General features: G+C 62.9%; 21 protein-coding genes and 1 pseudogene. 7 read left to right on the top strand and 15 right to left on the bottom strand.

Going from position 1 to position 19,723, the window contains the following annotated elements; all coding sequences use genetic code 11:
- Positions 1–23 precede the first annotated feature (23 nt).
- From AC2FNA_RS16755 to AC2FNA_RS16770, 4 genes are read right to left on the bottom strand one after another with little or no spacing between them, the layout of a single operon-like run.
- The gene (locus tag AC2FNA_RS16755; RefSeq protein WP_496828460.1) at positions 24–938 is read right to left on the bottom strand and encodes an OmpA family protein; all 915 of its coding nucleotides are present in this window, start codon (positions 936–938) and stop codon (positions 24–26) included.
- Positions 935–1,507, bottom strand: coding sequence for a peroxidase-related enzyme (locus AC2FNA_RS16760; protein WP_496828462.1), 573 nt, complete (start codon positions 1,505–1,507; stop codon positions 935–937). Before AC2FNA_RS16760 ends, AC2FNA_RS16755 begins: the two co-directional genes overlap by 4 nt.
- Positions 1,504–2,229: a GNAT family N-acetyltransferase gene (locus AC2FNA_RS16765; protein ID WP_496828464.1), complete on the bottom strand. Its 726-nt coding sequence runs from the start codon at positions 2,227–2,229 to the stop codon at positions 1,504–1,506. The genes AC2FNA_RS16760 and AC2FNA_RS16765 overlap by 4 nt, the downstream gene beginning before the upstream one ends.
- Complete coding sequence (locus AC2FNA_RS16770) at positions 2,226–2,948, bottom strand: competence/damage-inducible protein A (RefSeq protein WP_496828649.1); 723 nt, start codon at positions 2,946–2,948, stop codon at positions 2,226–2,228. The genes AC2FNA_RS16765 and AC2FNA_RS16770 overlap by 4 nt, the downstream gene beginning before the upstream one ends.
- A 49-nt stretch (positions 2,949–2,997) precedes the next feature.
- Between AC2FNA_RS16770 and sfsA the strand changes: the two genes are divergently transcribed.
- Entirely contained in the window at positions 2,998–3,690 is a 693-nt protein-coding gene (gene sfsA / locus AC2FNA_RS16775) for a DNA/RNA nuclease SfsA (RefSeq protein ID WP_496828466.1), read from the top strand.
- 85 nt (positions 3,691–3,775) lie between these two features.
- Positions 3,776–4,585 carry a type I methionyl aminopeptidase gene (gene map, locus AC2FNA_RS16780; protein WP_496828468.1) on the top strand — a complete coding sequence of 270 codons (810 nt, stop codon included), beginning with the start codon at positions 3,776–3,778 and terminating at the stop codon, positions 4,583–4,585.
- 103 nt (positions 4,586–4,688) lie between these two features.
- On the opposite strand, the gene AC2FNA_RS16785 is transcribed toward map, so the two are convergent.
- From AC2FNA_RS16785 to AC2FNA_RS16795, 3 genes are all read right to left on the bottom strand, one after another.
- Positions 4,689–5,336, bottom strand: coding sequence for an HAD family hydrolase (locus AC2FNA_RS16785; protein WP_496828470.1), 648 nt, complete (start codon positions 5,334–5,336; stop codon positions 4,689–4,691).
- An 87-nt stretch (positions 5,337–5,423) separates the two neighbouring features.
- Positions 5,424–5,984: a 16S rRNA (guanine(966)-N(2))-methyltransferase RsmD gene (gene rsmD, locus AC2FNA_RS16790; protein WP_496828472.1), complete on the bottom strand. Its 561-nt coding sequence runs from the start codon at positions 5,982–5,984 to the stop codon at positions 5,424–5,426.
- Positions 5,981–7,192, bottom strand: a complete 1,212-nt coding sequence (locus AC2FNA_RS16795; RefSeq protein WP_496828474.1) for an NAD(P)/FAD-dependent oxidoreductase — start codon at positions 7,190–7,192, stop codon at positions 5,981–5,983. Before AC2FNA_RS16795 ends, rsmD begins: the two co-directional genes overlap by 4 nt.
- Before the next feature lie 98 nt (positions 7,193–7,290).
- Here AC2FNA_RS16795 and AC2FNA_RS16800 point away from each other — a divergent pair, with 98 nt between their 5' ends.
- Positions 7,291–7,776 (top strand): peroxiredoxin, encoded by a 486-nt coding sequence (locus AC2FNA_RS16800; RefSeq protein ID WP_496828476.1) that lies wholly within the window; start codon positions 7,291–7,293, stop codon positions 7,774–7,776.
- A gap of 7 nt (positions 7,777–7,783) precedes the next feature.
- On the opposite strand, the pseudogene AC2FNA_RS16805 reads toward AC2FNA_RS16800, so the two are convergent.
- Positions 7,784–9,001, bottom strand: a pseudogene (locus AC2FNA_RS16805) (MFS transporter); the annotation flags it as partial.
- Positions 9,002–9,068: 67 nt separating this feature from the next.
- Between AC2FNA_RS16805 and AC2FNA_RS16810 the strand changes: the two are divergent.
- Positions 9,069–9,491 carry a helix-turn-helix domain-containing protein gene (locus tag AC2FNA_RS16810; protein WP_496828478.1) on the top strand — a complete coding sequence of 141 codons (423 nt, stop codon included), beginning with the start codon at positions 9,069–9,071 and terminating at the stop codon, positions 9,489–9,491.
- Here the strand turns inward: AC2FNA_RS16810 and AC2FNA_RS16815 are convergent.
- The 6 genes from AC2FNA_RS16815 to AC2FNA_RS16840 all read right to left on the bottom strand — a co-directional run bounded on the left by AC2FNA_RS16815 (position 9,488) and on the right by AC2FNA_RS16840 (position 15,326).
- Entirely contained in the window at positions 9,488–9,781 is a 294-nt protein-coding gene (locus AC2FNA_RS16815) for a 4a-hydroxytetrahydrobiopterin dehydratase (RefSeq protein ID WP_234142348.1), read from the bottom strand. The two genes, AC2FNA_RS16810 and AC2FNA_RS16815, sit on opposite strands and share 4 nt — an antisense overlap.
- Positions 9,778–10,965, bottom strand: a complete 1,188-nt coding sequence (locus AC2FNA_RS16820) for a GNAT family N-acetyltransferase (RefSeq protein WP_496828480.1) — start codon at positions 10,963–10,965, stop codon at positions 9,778–9,780. The genes AC2FNA_RS16815 and AC2FNA_RS16820 overlap by 4 nt, the downstream gene beginning before the upstream one ends.
- 43 nt (positions 10,966–11,008) lie before the next feature.
- Positions 11,009–11,767 (bottom strand): glycerophosphodiester phosphodiesterase family protein, encoded by a 759-nt coding sequence (locus AC2FNA_RS16825; RefSeq protein WP_496828482.1) that lies wholly within the window; start codon positions 11,765–11,767, stop codon positions 11,009–11,011.
- Positions 11,764–12,222 carry a RidA family protein gene (locus AC2FNA_RS16830; protein ID WP_496828484.1) on the bottom strand — a complete coding sequence of 153 codons (459 nt, stop codon included), beginning with the start codon at positions 12,220–12,222 and terminating at the stop codon, positions 11,764–11,766. Before AC2FNA_RS16830 ends, AC2FNA_RS16825 begins: the two co-directional genes overlap by 4 nt.
- A 72-nt stretch (positions 12,223–12,294) precedes the next feature.
- Entirely contained in the window at positions 12,295–13,596 is a 1,302-nt protein-coding gene (locus AC2FNA_RS16835) for an HlyD family type I secretion periplasmic adaptor subunit (protein WP_496828486.1), read from the bottom strand.
- Positions 13,593–15,326, bottom strand: a complete 1,734-nt coding sequence (locus AC2FNA_RS16840; RefSeq protein ID WP_496828488.1) for a type I secretion system permease/ATPase — start codon at positions 15,324–15,326, stop codon at positions 13,593–13,595. The genes AC2FNA_RS16835 and AC2FNA_RS16840 overlap by 4 nt, the downstream gene beginning before the upstream one ends.
- A gap of 198 nt (positions 15,327–15,524) precedes the next feature.
- Here AC2FNA_RS16840 and AC2FNA_RS16845 point away from each other — a divergent pair, with 198 nt between their 5' ends.
- On the top strand, positions 15,525–16,331 hold the full coding sequence (locus AC2FNA_RS16845) for an MlaA family lipoprotein (protein ID WP_496828490.1): 807 nt from the start codon (positions 15,525–15,527) through the stop codon (positions 16,329–16,331).
- On the top strand, positions 16,321–16,929 hold the full coding sequence (locus AC2FNA_RS16850; protein ID WP_496828492.1) for an MlaC/ttg2D family ABC transporter substrate-binding protein: 609 nt from the start codon (positions 16,321–16,323) through the stop codon (positions 16,927–16,929). The genes AC2FNA_RS16845 and AC2FNA_RS16850 overlap by 11 nt, the downstream gene beginning before the upstream one ends.
- A gap of 22 nt (positions 16,930–16,951) precedes the next feature.
- Here the strand turns inward: AC2FNA_RS16850 and AC2FNA_RS16855 are convergent, their stop codons facing one another.
- Entirely contained in the window at positions 16,952–19,099 is a 2,148-nt protein-coding gene (locus tag AC2FNA_RS16855; RefSeq protein WP_496828494.1) for a transglycosylase domain-containing protein, read from the bottom strand.
- A gap of 255 nt (positions 19,100–19,354) precedes the next feature.
- Here AC2FNA_RS16855 and AC2FNA_RS16860 point away from each other — a divergent pair, with 255 nt between their 5' ends.
- Positions 19,355–19,693 carry a P-II family nitrogen regulator gene (locus tag AC2FNA_RS16860; RefSeq protein ID WP_496828496.1) on the top strand — a complete coding sequence of 113 codons (339 nt, stop codon included), beginning with the start codon at positions 19,355–19,357 and terminating at the stop codon, positions 19,691–19,693.
- Positions 19,694–19,723 lie beyond the last annotated feature (30 nt).

Below are 19,723 nucleotides of genomic sequence, written 5' to 3' on the forward strand. Positions count from 1 at the left end.
ATGGGTTGGTGACCCGAGACAGGCTATCGCGACAGAAGTACCGCCTCGACCCGGCGGTTGGCCTCGCGGCCCTCGGGCGTGAGGTTGCTGGCAATCGGGGCGAGATAGCCCACCCCGTCAGCGGCAAGCTGTTCGGCAGGGATGCCATATTCCTCAATGAGTCGCGCGCGCACTGCCACAGCACGTTTTCGGCTCAACTCGATATTGGGCTCCAACCCGCCGACCGTATCGGTGTGCCCGACCAGAACCAACCGCAGATCACCGTTCCGCAGAAGCAACTGTGCCAATTCGGCCAGCGTATCGAAAGGTCCGGCGCCCAGCGCATCCGACCCGGTGGCAAAGTCGAGCCCCGACAGGATCACCCTGCCCCGTGTCTGCAACCGCCCGGCAAGATCGAGCGGCACCGTCGCCGCAGCGGGTTTCTCGACCGTGACCGGATCGGTCGCCACCGACCCGGCTGGAAACACCTGGATCAGCTGGACATATGCATCGGGCGGATTGCGGCTGACCAAAAGGCTCAGCGCCTCGTCCCCGCGCATCGCCGACAAAAACCGATAGTCACGCACCGCCACATACATGTCAGGGCTGGGCACCACCTCGGTCGCAAAGCGGAAATCGAAGCCGCCGCAGTTCTCGGCGGGGCAATCAAGGAGGATCTCGTACCCAGCCTCAAGGATCTGGTCACGCAGTGGGGCAAAAACCTGCAAGGTAGTCTTGGAGCCGATGCTGATCCGCCAGGTGCGTTTTTCGATCCGCCCCTCGAGCTGGACCGAAGGCACCCCCTCGGCCCCGTTTACTCCGGTCGGCAGGGCATAGCTGTCAAGCGCGCGAATACGCTCGGTCAGTTGCCGGCTGCCTTGCGGCAGGGTCAGGCTCAACTCCTGCGCCAGCGCGGGCGTTGCCGCCAACGCGGCGCAGAGGGCAAGCCTGAAGATCATCGGAATTGCGAATGATACTCGTCGTTGGGCACCATCGCCGTGGCGCTGGCGACGCGGTTCGACATGTTGTAGAACCCGGCAACATTGGCGATGTCCCAGATGTCGCGGTCGGTGAAGCCGACATCGCGCAGGGCCTGACGATGCGATTCCTCGATCTCGGCGCTGGCAGTCGTCATTTTGGCAGCGAAATCCAGCATCGCGCGCTGACGCGCATCCAGCGGCGCTACGCGATAGTTCATTACAAGCATTTCACCCAGTTTCGGATCACCCGACAATTGCCGCACGGCAGCACCATGCGCGACCAGGCAATAGAAACACTTGTTGATCGACGAGACCACGACCGCGATCATCTCGCGTTCCAGCTTGGACAGGCCGCTGGGTGCCAGCATCAGGTCATTGTACATCGCGGTAAAAGCGTTGAGCTTGGCAATGTCAAAGGCGTTCGCCTTGAGGACATTGGGCACCATGCCCAGCTTCTCGACACAGATATCGAAGTATTTCTGCGTTTCCGGCGGTAACGGGTCCACCATGGGCAGGTCCAGCGCGGTGGGGCGGGTCTGGTCGGTCATGCGGTTTCTTTCTCCTCCAGCAGGCGATAGTGATACTCTCCGACGATCTCCATGCCGAGAGAGCGGTAGAGCGCGTTGGCGCCTTCGTTCGCCTTGGTGCAGACCACGCTAAGAGTATGCGCGCCGTTGTCCATCGCCCAAAAGGCCGCGCCACGCATCGCCCATTGGCCCAGACCCTGCCGGCGCTGATGGGGTGGAATCTCCAGCGCATGCAGCATGGCGACCCCTTCATGGATGGCGACAAAGGCCACCCCGCCAGGCCTGTCCCGATGCCGCATCAGCAGGCCGGTTTTGGGCCCGGTGACCCGGTCCATCACCGCCAGCCGTCCGGGTCCGATGCCGCCCTCGGCCCACAACTCGCGCATGATGGCCAGCGGCTCCCACAGGGCAAAGACGGTCACACGCGGGATCGGGGTATCGGTCAGCTGGGTGACGGGACAGGCATAGATATTGACCGGATCGACGATGGAGTAGCCGCGTCCTGCCAGTGACGCATCCAGTGCCTCGTCACCGGGGCGCAGTTGGAAAAGCGGCGGTTGACCCATTTGCCGCATCGCGGCCTCGGCGGCATCGATCTGAACCTCGGAAACCGCACCCGAGGCAGAGGCGGCAGAGACCCGCTTGCCGCCGCCACGCCCCTCGCGCAGGGTCAGGGTGCCGTCTGTCCGGCTGTCGGCGGCGGGCCAAGTCGCATCGACCACCGCGAACCAGTCAGGCGTCATTGCGCGGTCTCCCGCGCAAGCCGGGTCACTGCCGCGTCGATCCGGGCACCATTCGTGCCCCGCACCACAACATTGGCACCGAACGCGCCGTTGATCTGGAACGGATAGCAGCCGATGGTCAGGTCGGGAAAATCCTCGGCCAGCTGCGTCAGGGTGGCGGCGATATCGCCCTCGCCCCGGTCGATGCGCAGGGTCTGCGACAACAACGGCTCACCGCCGGTCAGTGTCGGCAGGATACTGGCGACCATCGCCTGAAACACGCTGGGGACACCGGCCATGACATGCACATTTCGAATGGTGAAACCGGGCGCCGTGCTGACCGGGTTGTCGATCAACGTGGCACTATCAGGGATACGGGCCATGCGCAGGCGGGCCGCGTTCAACTCCAGCCCGGTCTTGGCATAATGCGCCTCGAGCAGGGCGCGCGCATCGGCGCGGATGTCGATATGGTCGCCAAAGGCGCGAGCGATGCAGTCGGCGGTGATGTCATCATGAGTGGGACCGATGCCGCCGCTGGTGAACACATGGTCGAACCCGTCGGACAGAGCCTTGACCGCCGCTTCGATGGCGGGGGCATCGTCGCTGACGACCCGCACCTCTTTCAGGTCGATCCCGTGCTTGGTCAGTTCCCCGGCCAGGTGATACATGTTGGCGTCGCGGGTGCGCCCCGACAGGATCTCGTCTCCGATGACCAGCATGGCGGCGGTTGGGTTTGGCATGGCGCCCTCTCTCTTGATCGACCCCTGCCGCAGGTATAGGCCCGGGATCATGCGCTTTCAAACAACTCTTGTCCCCGCCCGCCTGATCCGCCGCTATAAACGCTTTCTGGCCGACTGCCAGCTGGACGACGGGCGCGAGGTGACCGCCCATTGCGCCAATCCCGGGTCGATGATGGGGCTGGCCGAACCGGGTATGAAAATCTGGCTGGAGCCCAACGACGACCCCAAGAAGAAGCTGAAATTCGGCTGGCGTCTGGTCGATCACGAAAACGGGCATTTCACCGGAGTTGATACCTCGATTCCAAACCGCGCGCTAAAGGCGGCGTTGGAACGTCGTGCGATTCCGACGCTTGCCGCCTATGAAACGGTCCGGCCCGAGGTTAAATACGGCCAGAACAGCCGCATCGACTTTCTGCTCAGCCAGCCGGGCCTGCCGGATGCCTATGTCGAAGTAAAAAGCGTGACACTCAGCCGACAGCCCGGCCTGGCCGAGTTTCCCGACAGCGTGACCGCACGCGGCGCCAAACATCTGGCGGAACTGGCCAGAATGGCAGAGCAAGGACACCGCGCGATCATGCTTTATCTGTTGCAGCGAACCGATTGCGACAGGTTCGCGCTGGCCACCGATATCGACCCGACCTATGCGCGTGCCTTTGATACGGCCCATGCGCGGGGTGTGGAAAAACTGATCCTTACCACCCATATCTCGCCCGAAGGGGTCGAAATCGCCGATATGCTTTGACATATTGCGACCCTGCGACCTCTGGCACTTTCTGCGCAAGCAGCGTAAACAAGGGTCCGCGCGCAACAAATGGAGCCCCGCACCGATGAAGGAACATCGTGGCCGCCTGACCAAGGATGGCATCCGCATCTACGAACCCGCGGACTTTGCCGGCATGCATGCCGCAGGGGCGGTTGCGGCGCGCATCCTGGACGATATCGCGGAACATGTCTTTCCGGGACAGACCACCGGCGAGATCGACCGGATCATTACCGAGATGGTCGAGGCCGCCGGCGCGAAATCGGCAACCATCGGGTACAAGGGCTATCAGCACGCCAGCTGCATCTCTGTCAACCACGTGGTCTGCCACGGGATTCCCGGCGACAAGCGGTTAAACGATGGCGACATCCTGAACATCGACGTGACCGTGATCGTCGATGGCTGGTTCGGCGATACCAGCCGGATGTATGTGGCGGGCAAGCTGCCACGCAAGGCCGAGCGTTTGATCCAGGTGACCCATGACGCCCTGTTCAAAGGCATCGAGATGGTCAAGCCGGGCAACACGTTCGGCGATATCGGCCACGCGATCCAGGCCTATGTCGAGGCGCATCGCATGTCAGTGGTCCGCGATTTCTGTGGGCATGGACTGGGTCAGGTATTCCATGCGCCGCCCAACGTGCTGCACTATGGCCGCCCCGGCACCGGCGCGGTGTTGGAAGAGGGCATGTTCTTCACCATCGAACCGATGGTGAACCTGGGCCGTCCCGAGACCAAGACGCTGGCCGATGACTGGACTGCGGTCACTCGTGACAAGTCGCTTTCGGCACAGTTCGAGCATTCGGTGGGCGTGACGGCAGACGGGGTCGAGATCTTCACCCTCTCGCCGGGCGGCAAGTTCCATCCGACATACGCCTGAACAGGGTGGAACCGGGGGCCAGCCCCCGGACCCCCGGAATATTTTTTAGCAAGAGGAAAGACAAGGCGCGAAACCGCTGGAAGGTTGCGCGCGAACGGACAGGTCAGAGTCCCAGCAGCGCCGGAACCTCGGCCATCTCGTGAAACACTTCGGCCCCGAGTTCGCGCAGCCGCGCGCCATCATCATGGGCGGCAAAACCAAGGCAGCGCATTCCGGCCCGAATAGCGGCGGTCACACCGCTGGTGCTGTCCTCGATCACCACGCAATCCCTTGCCTGCACCTGGAATTGTCTGGCAGCGGTCTGGAACAGACCCGGATCCGGCTTGGAAACACCAAGTTCATGCGCTGAAAACATGGCGTTGGGATGGAATCTCTCCCACAACCCGTTTTGGCCCAGAGTGATGCGCATCTTGTCTTCGCTGCCGTTAGAGGCCACGCAACACCTGATTCCAGCGGTATCCAACCTTTTCAGCAATTCCGGGATACCAGTCACCAGAGGCACTCCCTTTCGCAGACGTGCGTATTCCTCGGAATAGACCTGCTCAACCCAGTCGTCTGGCAGATCTGCACCCAGGCTGATCGCCTTTTCCCGTACCCCGATCATGGAACAGCCAACGAACAGTTCCATCGACTGTTCCGCAGTCAGCGGCAGCCCATGCCGCGTCAGGTTTTCCGCCATGATCCGGTTCGACGCTGGCTCGCTGTCTACCAGAACCCCGTCGCAATCGAATATCACCAGTTCTAGTCGCATGGAGTTCTCCGGGTTATTCGGTCGAGGCTTAACGCGGACGGAAGACAGAGGCAAACCAGCGGCAAGCGGCGGCATGCCGATCCTGTTTCACCCTGAAACATCCCTCCACATCAAGGAGATGTGGGTATCACCATATTTGCGCGCATCATGGAGGGTGAACCCCTCGGGCGCGGGCATGGCGGCGCTTTCCTCCCACACGATCAGGGCGTCATCGGCCACCCAACCGCCCGCCAGCGCGGTGGCCAGGGCGCGGGCGCCCATGCCCTTGCCATAGGGCGGGTCGAGAAAGATCAGCCCGCAGGGCGCGCCGGGATTGGGGCCAAGGCGCGTGGCGTCGCGGCGGATCAGCGTGGTCCGGTCGCGGCTGCCGGTCAGGTTGATATTCTTGGTGATCAGCCCCTGCGCCACCCGCCCGTCATCGACAAACGTAACATGGGATGCACCGCGCGACAGCGCCTCGAGCCCCAGCGCGCCGGTACCCGCAAACAGGTCGAGCACCTGCGCATCCTCGATCACATCGAGATGGGTGAGCACGCTGAACAGGCTTTCGCGGACGCGGTCGGTGGTGGGGCGCAGATGCGCCCCCGCATCGCCCTTGCCGACCGAGGCCAGCGCCCGGCCCCGGAATGCGCCCGCGATGATCCTCACGCCTTGAGCAGCGGCTTCAGATCCGCCGATGGATCGGCAACAATGGCCGGATCGGCGGTCTTGCCGCTGTCGATCAGCCGCTTGCCGACCATATAGGCGCGCGGGTCATTCATGGCGTCGACCGCCACCAACTGGTCACCGGTGTAATACCAGAAAGACACGGTCTGCCCTTCGCCTGGACGTGTCACCACACGGTTATACCCGGTGTTCAGCCCGGCGATCTGCAACTTGACGTCATATTGGTCGGACCAGAACCACGGCTGCGCCACATAATCCTTGCCCGCGCCCAGCATGTTCTGTGCCACGGTTTCGGCCTGGTCGATGGCGTTGGGCACGCTTTCCAGCCGGATGCGTCCGCCCTTGTAGGGGAACGAGGCGCAATCGCCCGCCGCCCAGATCGACGGGTCCGATGTGCGGCCCTGCGCATCGGTGCGGATGCCGTTTTCCAGCGCCAGACCCGCGGCCTCGGCCAGCGCGGTTGCGGGCGCGATGCCGACGCCGACCACCACGAAATCGACCGGCAATTCGCTTCCGTCCGTCAGCACCGCGCTGCTCACGCGGCCTTGCGCGCCGGTCAGTCGGGTCAGGCCCACACCCTCGCGGATATCGACCCCGTGGCCGGTATGAAGCGCGCGGAAGTAGGCGCTGGTCTCAGGCGCCGCGACCCGTTGCAGGATACGGTCGGCCATTTCGACCAGCGTCACCTGGACCCCGCGCTTGGCACAGACGGCAGCAGCCTCAAGCCCGATATACCCGCCCCCAACGATCAGCGCGCGGGCGCCTTCGGTCACCGCAGGGGCCATTGCGTCGATATCGGCCAGATCGCGCACCACATGCACACCCGCCAGATCGCCACCGATGGCGGCGGGCAGGCGCCGCGGTTCGGACCCGGTGGTCAGCGCCAGCTGGTCGTAAGAGATGACCTCGTCACCCAGCGAAACGGTCTTGGCCGCCGGGTCGATGGCACTCACCCGCGCGTTCAGACGCAGGGCGATGTTCTGCTCGGCATAGAAACTCTCGGGCCGCAGGAACAGCCGCTCTTTTTCCATCTCGCCCAGCAGATAGGCTTTGCTGAGCGGTGGGCGCTGATAGGGCGGAACCGCTTCGGCGCCGATCAGGGTGATCTCGCCCGCAAACCCGTCCTTGCGCAGCCGCGCGACCAGAGACGCCCCTGCCTGTCCTGCACCGATCACAACGATATGGCTCATCACTCTGCCTGCCCCGCTTTTTCCCATGGCCTTGTCATATCTGACAGCTATATGCCGGAGGGACGAGTTCCGCAAATCCAACAGAGAGGTTCACGAGGATGATTTCAGTCGGAGATACGCTGCCGGACGCCACATTTATGGTCTTCAGTGACACGGGCCCCGAGTCGGTCGATCTCGGTGCCAAGCTCAAGGGCCGCAAGGTGGTGATGTTCGGCCTGCCGGGCGCCTTTACCCGTGGCTGCTCCATGACACATCTGCCCAGTTTCATCCGCACCCGTCAGGCCTTGGCCGACAAGGGCGTGGACGAGGTGATCTGCGTTTCCGTGAACGACCCGTTCGTGATGACGGCCTGGGGCCAGCAAAGCGGCGCGGCCGAGGCCGGTATCACCATGCTGGCCGACCCGACTGCCGAGTTCACCAAGGCAATCGGGCTGGCGTTCAGCGCGCCGGTTGTGGGCCTCTACGACCGCTGCCAGCGCTTTGCCCTGATGGCCGAGGATGGGGTGGTGAAGGTTCTGAACCTCGAAGAAGAGGCGGGCGCCTGCAAGCTGACCGTGGGCGAAGAGCTGCTGGAGCAGATCTGACACCACAGGCCGTGTGGGCGCAAATGTGCCTGCGCTGCAAAACACCCGCGATCAGCGCCAGCGCGCTGATCGTCGCCAGCAGGGCACCGGCCCCTAGGTAGAGCCCGTAAAAACCTATAGCGGCGATGATGGGCAGACTCACGAATGGTGAAAGGACCTGGCCCAGGAAGATGGCCGTGGTCAGCAGGCCCCCGGCGGTCCCCCGGTGCCGTACCGGTGCAATCGCCAGCATCACGGTGACAAAGACGGGCAATACCCAGGCGAAGCCGGTACCAATTGCAACGGCTCCAGCCAGCATCACGGGCAGCCCTGCCTTGGCGCCGACGGCGATCATGCCCATCGCCATGGCGCCATATCCGAGTGCCCAGACCCCCGCGCGCCCTATCCGGGTGGTAAGTCGGCCGTAGACCAGCGCCGCCAGCCCTCCGGCCAGCGTCAGCAGGTCCAGCACTGTACCGGTCATTACCGTGCTTTCATGGCCCAGAGCGTCCAGGTAGAACGGGATCTGCGTCGGCATGATGAAGAAGGTCATGTTGTTAACTATCTGGAACAGCAGCAGTCCAGTCAGAATCAGGCGCCATTGTGGGTGTCCCTCCGCCTTTGGCGCATCTCCCTCCTGCGTAGTCGGCTGTCGGGCAGGGCGCGGCAAGGCGCGCAGGACAAAAGGTAAGATCAGCAGCGGCAAGGCATAGATGGCAAAGGGCAATCGCGGCGACAGAGTCGCCAGCACCCCGGCAGTCGAGATGAATGCAAAACCACCGAAATTGCGCGCCGAGGTTTGCAAGCTGGTCAGCGCCGCCCGCGCCGCACCGCTGAAGTAATCCCCTATCAATGCGGTCTGGGTGGTGATGATCGCGGCCACCGCGATACCCAGAATCAAGCGGCTTACCAGCATGCTCTCCAAGCTCGGCAGCACCAGTCCGGCACTGCCCGCAAGAACAAAGAGGGCGATGCCCCAGACAAGCAAGCCGCGCCGCCCGATCCGGTCGGACAGCACACCAACCAGCGGCGCGACGAACACCACTGCAAGCGAGGGCGCAGACACCAGCAACCGGGTCAGCAGATCGACCTGCGGGTGGGTGGCGAATTCGCGTTTCAGCCCAGGCAGGGCCGGGCTGATCGTGGCGTTTGCCATGATGGTCAGCGTGGCCGCCAGCAGAAGCGCCTGCGCCCGCCGGTCGCGCCAGACGACGCCGACAGGTGTGGTTTCGACGGGGGATTTCATGATCGACCTCTTGCTTCATTCGCATCAGGCTCGCACTCTGCGAATTCAAGCCAACTTGAGGTCAACCGTGAAAATTCTGGATATCGGCGAGGTTACCGCGCAATCGGGCGTGCTGCCTTCGACGTTGCGCTATTACGAGGAACAGGGGCTGATCGCGCCGATCGGGCGCAAAGGGCTGCGGCGGCAATACGGGCCACAGACCCTCTTGCGGCTGACCCTGATCTCGATGGGCAAGGCGGCCGGGTTCAGCCTGCCCGAAATTGCAAAGATGCTGGGCGCGGACGGGCGCCCCGACCTGCCCCGCGACGAGCTGCACGCGCGCGCCGACGATCTGGGACGTCAGATCCGGCGCCTGCAACTGTTACAGGATACACTCAGACACGTCGCCGACTGCCCGGCGCCGTCACATCTGGACTGTCCCAGTTTTCAAAAGCTGATGCGCCAGGCCGAGCGGACAGCGGCGCGGGGCGGGAAACAGGCGACGCGCTAGCAGAGGCTGTCCATCTTGCGAGCCAGCTTGGCGTCCAGCGCGCTCAGCCCGTCGACATCATGGGTGGTCAGCACCACCGCCACCCTGCCATAGACATTCGACCATTCGGGATGGTGGTTCCATTTCTCGGCCCAGATCGCCACCCGCATCATCCAGCCCATCGCCTCGACGAAATTGTCAAAGGCAAAAGTCTTGGTGATCGCATCACGACCATCGACCATGGTCCAGCCATTGGCAAAGAGCGGCCCCAACAGCGGCCCCCGGGTTTCTTCGGACAAACGTTCGGTCATTCCCGCTCCTCTACTTGTGCCCGTCTGAATGGGCCGTAATCGGTCAAGATCTCGATCTCTTCATCCACTGCCGCGCGCTCCGCCTCCAGATACCGGGCCACCGCATCGGCAAAGCCCGGGTCGCCAACCCAATGCAGGCTGTGCGTCACCGCTGGCAGATAGCCGCGCGCCAGCTTGTGCTCACCCTGCGCCCCGGCTTCGACCCGCGTCAGCCCATGCGCGATGGCCCAGTCGATGGCGCGATAATAGCACAGTTCGAAATGCAGGCAGGGGTGATGTTCGACGCAACCCCAATAGCGGCCGAAAAGCGCTTCGCGCCCGATGAAATTCAACGCCCCTGCAACCGGATGCCCGTCGCGTTCGGCCAGCACCAGCACCATGTCATCGGCCATGGTCTGATGGGCGATGTCGAAGAACGCCCGCGTCAGATAGGGCGAGCCCCATTTGCGCGCGCCGGTGTCCTGGTAGAAGCGCCAGAAGGCATCCCAGTGTTCGGGTCTGAGATCACCGCCGGTCAACGCACGGATCTGGCCACCGAACCCCTGCGCCTGGGCGCGCTCCTTGCGGATCGCCTTGCGCTTGCGCGACGACAAGGCCGCCAGAAAACCGTCGAAATCGGCATAGCCGTCATTGACCCAGTGAAACTGTTGCGAGACCCGGTGCATCAAGCCCATCTTGGCGCCCGCCTCGGCCTCTGCCTCGGTGCAGAAAGTGACATGCAGGCTGGAAACATTGTTGTTGGCCGCCAGTTCCACCGCGCCCTGCACGAGCGCCGATTGGCCGATGCCCTCGTATCCTGGACGCACCAGCAGGCGCCGGCCGGTCGCGGGTGTGAAAGGCACAGTGATCTGGAGCTTGGGGTAATAGCGCCCGCCAGCCCGTTCATAGGCATGGGCCCAACTGTGGTCGAAGATGTATTCGCCCTGGCTGTGGGATTTCACATACATCGGCGCGACGGCGATCATCATTCCGTCCAGATGGGCGGTCAGATATTGCGGCTGCCAGCCAGTGCCGCGCCCGACCGATCCGCTCTCCTCCAGCGCGTTCAGGAAGCGGTAAGTCGTGAACGGGTCACGCGGCGGGCCGCCATCGGCACTTTCAGGACAGGCGCAGGCGTCCCAGTCCGCCGCCGCGATCCCAGTCAGCGACGGCACTATCTGAACCTCGATCTGCGCCTGATCCATGCCGGCCTCCTTGCCGGTTAATCTGTGGTCCCGCGCGGAGGGATCAAGCCGCGTAGCCTTCGAAGGTGATATTGTCGGCAATCCGGCGTGCCTCGGCCTCTTGCTCTGGCGAGCGTACCGTCCAGCACAGAACCGGCACACCACGCGCCTTCAACTCGGCCACGCGCGGGCGGGCAAGGTCCTCGACCTCGTGACTGATGAAGCTGGCACCAACCCGGTCGTAGTCGGGGATATCGCGCAGCCGCTCGCAAGTCGCCAGCGAAAGCGGCCATTCGGCGGGATCGTAGGCGCTGGTTACCAACCCACGCGGCAGATCGGGGGCAAACCGCGCCATTGCCGCAATACTGTGCGGGTTGAAGGACATGACGGCAGCCGGACCCTGATATCCCCTCAACGCCTCGGCGGTGGCTTGTTCCAGCGGCCCCACATCCGGGCCCATGCTGCCATCCTGATCCTTGAGTTCGATCAGCAGCGACACCCGACCAGCCACCAGGTTGAGGATTTCGGTCAACGTCGGGATGCCCTCGCCATCGCCATGCAACAGCGCAATTCCAGCGGCCTCGGCAGCGGAGATCTGGCGGATCGGGCCGGACCGGCCTGTGAGCCGGTCCATGTCATAATCGTGGAACACCATCGCCTGCCCGTCGCGTGTCAGCTGAAGGTCGATCTCGATCCCATAGCCAACCCCGATTGCCGCGCGGATGGCCGCGCGGCTGTTCTCGGGCCGCCCGGCGGCGATGTCGTGATATCCGCGATGCGCGATGGGCCGCCCCAGCAGGGCGGCGGGCAGTGCTGGCGTCATTTGACCTCGAAGATACCTTCGATTTCGACCGCAACGCCCAGCGGCAGCGCAGCCGCGCTAACGGCGGAACGCGAATGCCGCCCGGCTTCGCCCAGCGCCTCAACCAGGAAATCGGAGGCGCCGTTGATCACCTGCGGCTGCGCGGTGAAATCGGCGGTCGAGTTAACGAAACCGGTCAGTTTGATCACCCGCACCAGTTGGTCGAGATCTCCACCACAGGCCGCCTTGACCTGCGCCAGCAGATTGATCGCACAGCGCTTAGCGGCGGCGGCACCGGCATCGACCTCCATGTCATCGCCCAGCTTGCCGGTGATCAGGCCATTCTCGTCATTCGATATCTGACCCGAGACATAGACGGTATTGCCGATCTTGACGAAAGGCACGTAGTTGGCCGCCGGTGCCGGCGCATTGGGCAGGGTCACCCCCAGGCTGGCCAGCTTGTCCTCATATCCCATGGCGTGCGTCCTCCTGTTCGCATTGACGGGCGGACGCTAGCCGGGAACGTCCGCCACGAAAAGGGCCAAAGATCAGGTTTCCCTGAACGCCTTGGTGAAATAATCCGCCAGCGGCTTGACCAGATAGTAGATCGGCGATTGATCCGCAGTGCGGATAAAGGCCTCAACCGGCATGCCGGGGATCAGCACGGCCCCCTCGGGCAGCTTGTCGGCCTCACCTTCGTTAAGCTGGATCTCGGTGCGATAGTAAGAGGCCTGGCTGGCCTCGTCGACAAAGGCGTCTGCCGAAACCTGCGTCACGGTCCCGATCAGTTCGGGTGTCAGGCGCTGATCCAGCGCAGAAAACCGCAAGGTCACCGGCTGGCCCAGATGGATCTGGTCGATATGGATGGTTTCGACCCGTGCCGCGATGACCAGAGGTCGGTCCTGCGGCACCAGAAACAGAACCGGATCGGCAGGGCGGATGACCGAGCGCGGCGTATGCACCTGCAAGCCATAGACGATGCCCGAGACCGGGGCCTTGATATCCAGCCGCGACAGCTGTTCCCGCATCGAGCGGCGCTGCTCGGCCACTTCCAGCTCGCGATATTGCAAATCGCGTAGCTGTGTGATCGCCTCCTCGCGCTGGGTCGTGCCCAGCTTCAGAATCTCGATGTCGATCTCGGTGATGCGCCCCTCTTGCTGCGCCTGCGAGGCAATCAACTCGCCCAGCTCCCCTTCAAGCTCGGCCTTGGTCCGTTCGAGACTCAGAACCCTCCCTGCCTGTGCCAGCCCCTTGTCCAGCAGCGATTGCTGGCTGATCAACTCCTGCTCGATCAGTTCCAGCTGCGACCGGCGCGAGCGTTGTTGCGCCACGATCCCCTCGATCTGATTGCCGATCTGGCCGCGCCGCTTTTCAAGCTGTTCGGTTTCCTTGGTGACCGATTCCTGCCGCGCCCGGAACAGACGTTCCTGACCATCGATCAGTTCGGCCACTTCGGCGCGACCGCGCGCCGCCTCCAGCAGTTCCTCGTCGAACACGATCTGTGTGTTGCCATCGCGCTCGGCCTCGAGCCGGCCACGCCGGGCCATCAGTTCGAACAGCTGGCCCTCGGTGATCAGCAATTGCGAGGTCAGCAGATTGGCGTCGAGCCGAATCAGCGTTTGCCCCTCGGCGACGGTGTCGCCCTCGTCCACAAGAATCTCGGCCACCACACCACCATCGAGATGCTGCACTACCTGTCGGTTACGATCCACTTCGATACGGCCACTTGCAACCACCGCGCCCGCGATCTGGCTGAGCACCGCCCAAGTACCAAACCCGCCAACCAACACCAGAAGTCCGATCAGGCCCAGAATGATGGGTTTGCGGGCCGAGAAGTCTTGCGCGCTCATCGGACGCCCCCCATGGTCTTGTTCTGCTGAATAACCTGATGGTTGGTCACCATCTCACGCAGCACCTTGTCCTTCGGACCAAAGGCCACGCGCGTCCCATGATCGAGAACCAAAAGCATGTCGCATTCCGCAATAGCGGCGGGACGGTGGGCCATGATCAGCACGGACTTGCCAGCCTCCTTGAGAGATTTGATCGCCTTGTTCAGCGCAACCGAACCTTCGTTGTCGAGGTTCGAATTCGGCTCGTCCAGTATGACGATCACCGGATCATCATAGAGCGCACGAGCCAGGCCGACCCGTTGCATCTGGCCGCCCGACAGACGCCCGCCTCCGGCGGTGATATGCGTGTCATAGCCATTCGGCAGTTGCAGGATCATTTCATGCACGGCAGCTTTGGTCGCGGCGGCGACCACCTTTTCGGGGTCCGGCGTGCCACTGAGCCGCGCTATGTTCTCGGCGATCGTTCCCTCGAACAGTTGCACCCGTTGCGGCAGATATCCGATATGCTGGCCCAGAACATCGGCGTCGTACTGGTCGAGCGCGGCACCATCGAGCCGCACCGTACCACCCGCGGGCCGCCAAACGCCGGTCAGCGCACGCGCAAGCGTCGACTTGCCCGAGCCCGATGGGCCGATCACCCCGACCGCCTGTCCCGGCTGTACCGTGAAACTGACCGTCTTCAACTGCGCCCGCGTGTCCCCCGGCGGCACCACGGTCAGCGACTGCACGTCCAGTTTCGCCTTGGGCTTCGGCAGGTCCATGCGCTTGTTCTCTGGCGGAACCTTCTCAAGCAACTCGCTCAGGCCCGACCAACCCTTGAGCGCGCGCTGAACCACCTGCCACTGGTTCACCATCATCTCGACCGGTGCCAGCGCTCGCCCCATCAGGATCGAGGCGGCGATCATCGCACCCGGTGTCACCTCTCCCTGCAACACGAGATAGGCCCCAAGACCCAGCATCGCGGATTGCAGAAACAGGCGCAGCGTCTTGGTCAGGGTCGAAAACCGCCCCATGACATCGCCAGCAGTGAGCCCGTCGTTCAGCGATGCCAAGCGGGCCTTGCGCCACCTGCCAAACGCCGCACCGCGCATGCCCATGGATTGGATCGTCTCGGCCTCGGTGCGAATCTCGTCGCCCATCTTGCTGGCACGGTTGCTCGCAATGGCGGCGTGCAGGGCAGGTTTGCGCGAGAACAGCTGGTTGAATCCCGTAATCGCGATCAGCAACGCTCCGCCGACGACGGCCAACAGGCCAAGCCAGGGATGAAAAATCGCGATCGCGAACAAAAAGATCGGTGTCCATGGCATGTCGAATATCGCCATCGCGACCGGCGAGGCGATGAAGCGCTGCACCGATTCGAGATCGGCCAGTCCGGTTTGCGCCACCGGATCCTGTGCCACCGCTGACCGCCGCACCATGGCATCGAACACGCGCTGGTCCAGCGCCTCCTGAAACCGGGCGCCGGCGCGCGACATCACCCGGCCCCGCGTGTAATCCAGTATGCCCATGACGCCATAGAGAAATACCACCAGCAGCGACAGCGCCACCAGTGTCTGTTCCGACCGACTGCCCAGCACGCGGTCGTAGACCTGCAACATGTAGAGCGGCCCAGTCAGCATCAGAAGGTTGGCAAAGAAGCTGAACAAGGCAACGAACCAATAGAGTCCTCGGCTTTGCCGGCGCGCGGCGCGCAGCTCCTCGGCACCGTGCAGATATGATTTTGGTTTCATGTCACCCTGGTTCCAACTTTGCGCATCCTAGACTGGGACACATTTACGATATCCACAGGGCGGGATAGAACCGACCCTGTTTCAAATCCCGGGAAGATAAACTATGTGTCTCCAATGCATCCGTAGAAACACATCCTAGCCACGCTCATTTCAAGCCCGAATCGAATATCAGCTCGCAGGTTACGCACTGAGACCGCCATGCCCAAACTCTCAATCTCCATCTTTCGGTTCAGCCTTGTCCCTTTGCTTGCGGTCCTGACTGCCTGTGCCGGGCCGGCCCCGGATTCGAACGGCGGCGGGCGGGTCCATGACCCTTATGAAAACACAAACCGAGCGATACACAACTTCAACCGGGGGGTCGACAAGGCGTTTTTCCGCCCAGCGGCCAAAGGCTATGTGACGGTAGTGCCCCGTCCGATGGTGAATTCATTCAACATGTTCGCGGAAAACCTGTCGCTGCCCGGACAGGCGGTGGACTATCTGTTGCAGGGAAAGCCCAAGGAAATGGGCACCACGCTGTTCCGCTTCGCGGTGAACTCGACGGTCGGCTTTGCCGGACTGGCCGATCCGGCCAGCGATTTCGAGATCCCGCGCGCCGATACCGATTTCGGCGAAACCCTGCATGCCTGGGGCTTTGCCGAAGGCCCCTATCTGGAACTGCCGCTCTATGGCCCGTCCACCACACGCGATGCAGTCGGCGTTTTTGTCAATCTGTTCACCAATCCCGTGGACTTTGCCCCGACACGCCCGATCAACAACCTTGGTCTTTATGCGGAAATCGTCCGGCGGCTGGGTGATCGCGGTCTCTACTCCGATACAGTCGATTCGATTCTCTATGGCAGCTCCGACAGTTACGCCCAGCTTCGTTTGATCTATCTGCAAAACCGCCGATTTGAACTGGCAGGCGATGACGAGGATGCCTATCTGGGTCTCTACACCGACCCCTATGCGGATCCCGGCTCTACCGAAGTGACCGACCCCTACGAGGACCCTTATGCCGAGTAAGCTCTTTTCCCGCCGCTCTTTCGTTTCCACCGTCTGTGTCGGCCTTACCACGCTGGCGCTGCCGCTGCCGGCCTTGGCCCTTACCGAGGCACGCGCGGCCTCGCTGGTCAACGAAGTGGTGAAAGAGATCAACCGTGTCATCGCCTCGGGAAAGTCCGAAAGCGCGATGATCCGCGATTTCGAGAAACTGTTTGTGCGCTACGGCGATGTGCCGATCATGGCGCGCTATGCGTTGGGGCCAGACGCACGCACCGCCTCTCCTGCGCAGCTGCGGTCCTTTACCCAAGCGTTTCAGGGTTACATCTCGCGCAAATATGGCAAACGGTTCCGCGAGTTCATCGGCGGTGAGGTGACCGTCAAGACCGCGCGCAAGATCAAGGCAGGTTACGAGGTCAAGACCTCGGTCAAGCTGCAAGGTCAGGCCCCGTTTGACGTGACCTTTCTGGTTTCGGACAAATCCGGCAAGGACAAGTTCTTCAACATGTTCATCGAAGGGGTGAACCTGTTGTTGACCGAGCGCACCGAGATCGGCTCGATGCTGGATCGACGCAAGGGCGACCTGAACGCGCTGATCCGCGATCTGGCCAGCGCGGGGTAACCCCGCGCCCGGCCCGGACCGGTCAGTTCCCGAACAGATCCCGCAGCAACTGATCAACCGCTTGGCCGAACCCACCCTTGGGTTCTTGTGGTTTGGATTGGGCAATCGGTTTGGGCTGGCGTGGCGCCTGCAACGGCAACGGATTCACAGGGGTGCCCTCGTGTACACGGATCATGGTCTCGTGCCAGATCTCGGCGGGCAATCCGCCACCGGTCACCCCCTTGAGCGGCGTGTTGTCGTCGTATCCCATCCAAACACCAGCCACATAGTCGGCAGTGAAACCGATGAACCAGGCGTCGCGCGCAGCCTGAGTGGTGCCGGTCTTGCCCGCTGCGGGGCGCCCCGGCAACGCGGCGCGACGGCCCGAGCCTTCGGAGATCACCTTTTCCATCATCCAGATCAGCTGCGCGGCGGCGTCCTTGTTGATCACCCGTTCGCCGATGCCGGTTCCCGTCGCCATCAACACCTCGTTCTCGCCCTGCAGCCGCAGTTCGGTCAGACCGTAAGGTTCGACCGAAGAACCGCCGTTCAGGATACCGGCATAGGCGCCGGTCATCTCGATCAGCGAGCTTTCCGAGGCGCCCAGTGCCAGCGCCGGACCCGCAGCCAGATCGCTTTCTATACCGAAATCGCTGGCCACCTTGCGCACATTGTCCAGCCCCATCGCCTCGGCCACCTTGACCGCGGGCACGTTCAGCGAGTCCTTCAGCGCATCGACCAGCGTGACTCGGCCATAATGCTTGTTGGTATAGTTCTTGGGGCACCATTGCCCCGATCCCGGAATGTTGATGCAATAGGGTTCGTCCACAACGGTATCGAGCGGTGAATGCCCAAGTTCCAGCGCCGTCGCATAGACGAACGGCTTGAACGAAGAACCGGTCTGCCGTGCAGCCTGGGTGGCGCGGTTGAACGCACCCGTTACCCTGGTATCGCGCCCACCGACCATGGCACGCACAGCACCATCGGCGGACATCACCACGATTGCAGCCTGCGCCTTGGACCCATCGCGCACCTTTTCCTGAAACACGAAGCGCATCGCCTCTTCGGCCGAGGTCTGGATGCGCTGGTCAAGCGTGGTGCGGATGATCACGTCTTCGGTTGTTTTGCCGCCGAAATAGTCGGGCAGCTCGCTCATCACCCAGTCGGCGAAATAGCCCCCCGCCTGGGCAGCGGCGGCCTCGGACAATCGAGCGGGGTTGTTGCGGGCGTCATCGGCCTGAGCCGCGGTCAGGTATCCCTGCTCTTCCATCAGCGCCACCACGACGCGCGCGCGCTCCTGCGAACGCGTCAGGCTGTTGGTGGGCGCATAGCGGGTCGGCGCCACAAGAAGCCCGGCCAGCATCGCCGCTTCGGCCGGGTCCACCTGCGCTGAGGACTTGCCAAAATAGCGCTGGCTGGCGGCCTCAAAACCACGCGCACCAGCACCCAGGAAGGCACGGTTCAGATAGATGTTGAGGATCTCGTCCTTGCTGTACTTGGCCTCCATCGCGAGGGCATAGACCGCCTCCTTGGCCTTGCGCCACAGCGAACCGCGACGGCAGTCGGATTCGTACTCCGCTTCGGATTTCCATTCGTCGGGATCAAACGGTACCCCCAGGCACAGAAGTTTCGCGGTCTGCTGGGTGATGGTCGAGCCGCCGTGGCCTGACAGCGGTCCGCGCCCCTCGCGCAGGTTGATGCGCACGGCGCTGGCCACCCCGCGGGGGCTGATGCCGACGTGGTAGTAGAACCGCTTGTCCTCGGTCGCGACGACCGCGTTCTTGAGATGTGGCGAAACGGTATCAGTGGTGATCACCCCGCCGAACTGATCGCCGCGCCAGGCAAAGACATCTCCCTCGCGGTCGAGAAGTGTGACCGACCCGCGCGCGCGCCCGTCCAGCAATGCGGTCACGTCAGGCAGGGTCGAATAAACCAGCGCCACGGCCAGACCGATCAGCAGCATCACGATCATCCCGATCCGCCAGGCAAAACCCCAGATCAGGCCGAAGATCCAGCCAAAGAACCGCCCGATCCAGCCCAGCGGGCCGCTGCGACCGGGGCGTTTAGGAGGTGGCGCCTTGCGCTTGGGCGCGGGCTTTCTCTTGGGCCCGGTCTTGGCGGCCGGTTTGCCCTTGGTCTGGTATCGCTTGTCCGCGACAAGCTGCGATTTGCGACGCTTGGAATCCGTCATGCCCATTCTGCCCGGTCTTTGCCTGTGCCGCACCATAGCGCGGGCGAGCATGGCTGTTGAGGTGTGTTTTTCCCGATCTTCCCCTTTAATCACCGATGATTTTTTGTGCATTCGCGCGCTGATGTGCAAAAAATGTGCAACTTTCCACGATTCCGACCCCAATTTCGCCGAGATTTCGTTCCGAAAACACTTCTGACGCTGTCTTTCTGCAAGTGCAAACACGCCGGATGCGCCGGCTGAACGAAGGGGAAAGACGTGAAACTGATCATTGCAACGATCAAACCGTTCAAGCTGGACGAGGTGCGCGAAGCGCTGACCGAGGCCGGCATACGCGGCATGATGGTCACCGAGATCAAGGGCTTCGGCACCCAGTCGGGCCATACCGAGATTTATCGCGGCGCGGAATACACCGTGAACTTCGTGCCCAAGATCAAGCTGGAACTGGTCGTCGCCGACCAGATGGCCGAGCAGATCGCCGAAACCATCGCCCGCACCGCCCGCACCGGCAAGATCGGTGACGGCAAGATTTTCGTCCTCGACGTCGAGCAGGCCCTGCGCGTGCGCACCGGGGAAACCGACGACGACGCGCTGTAAGCCGACCGTCAGAACCATCCAGGGGAACCA

Source organism: Ruegeria sp. YKSD163 (genome assembly GCF_059612905.1).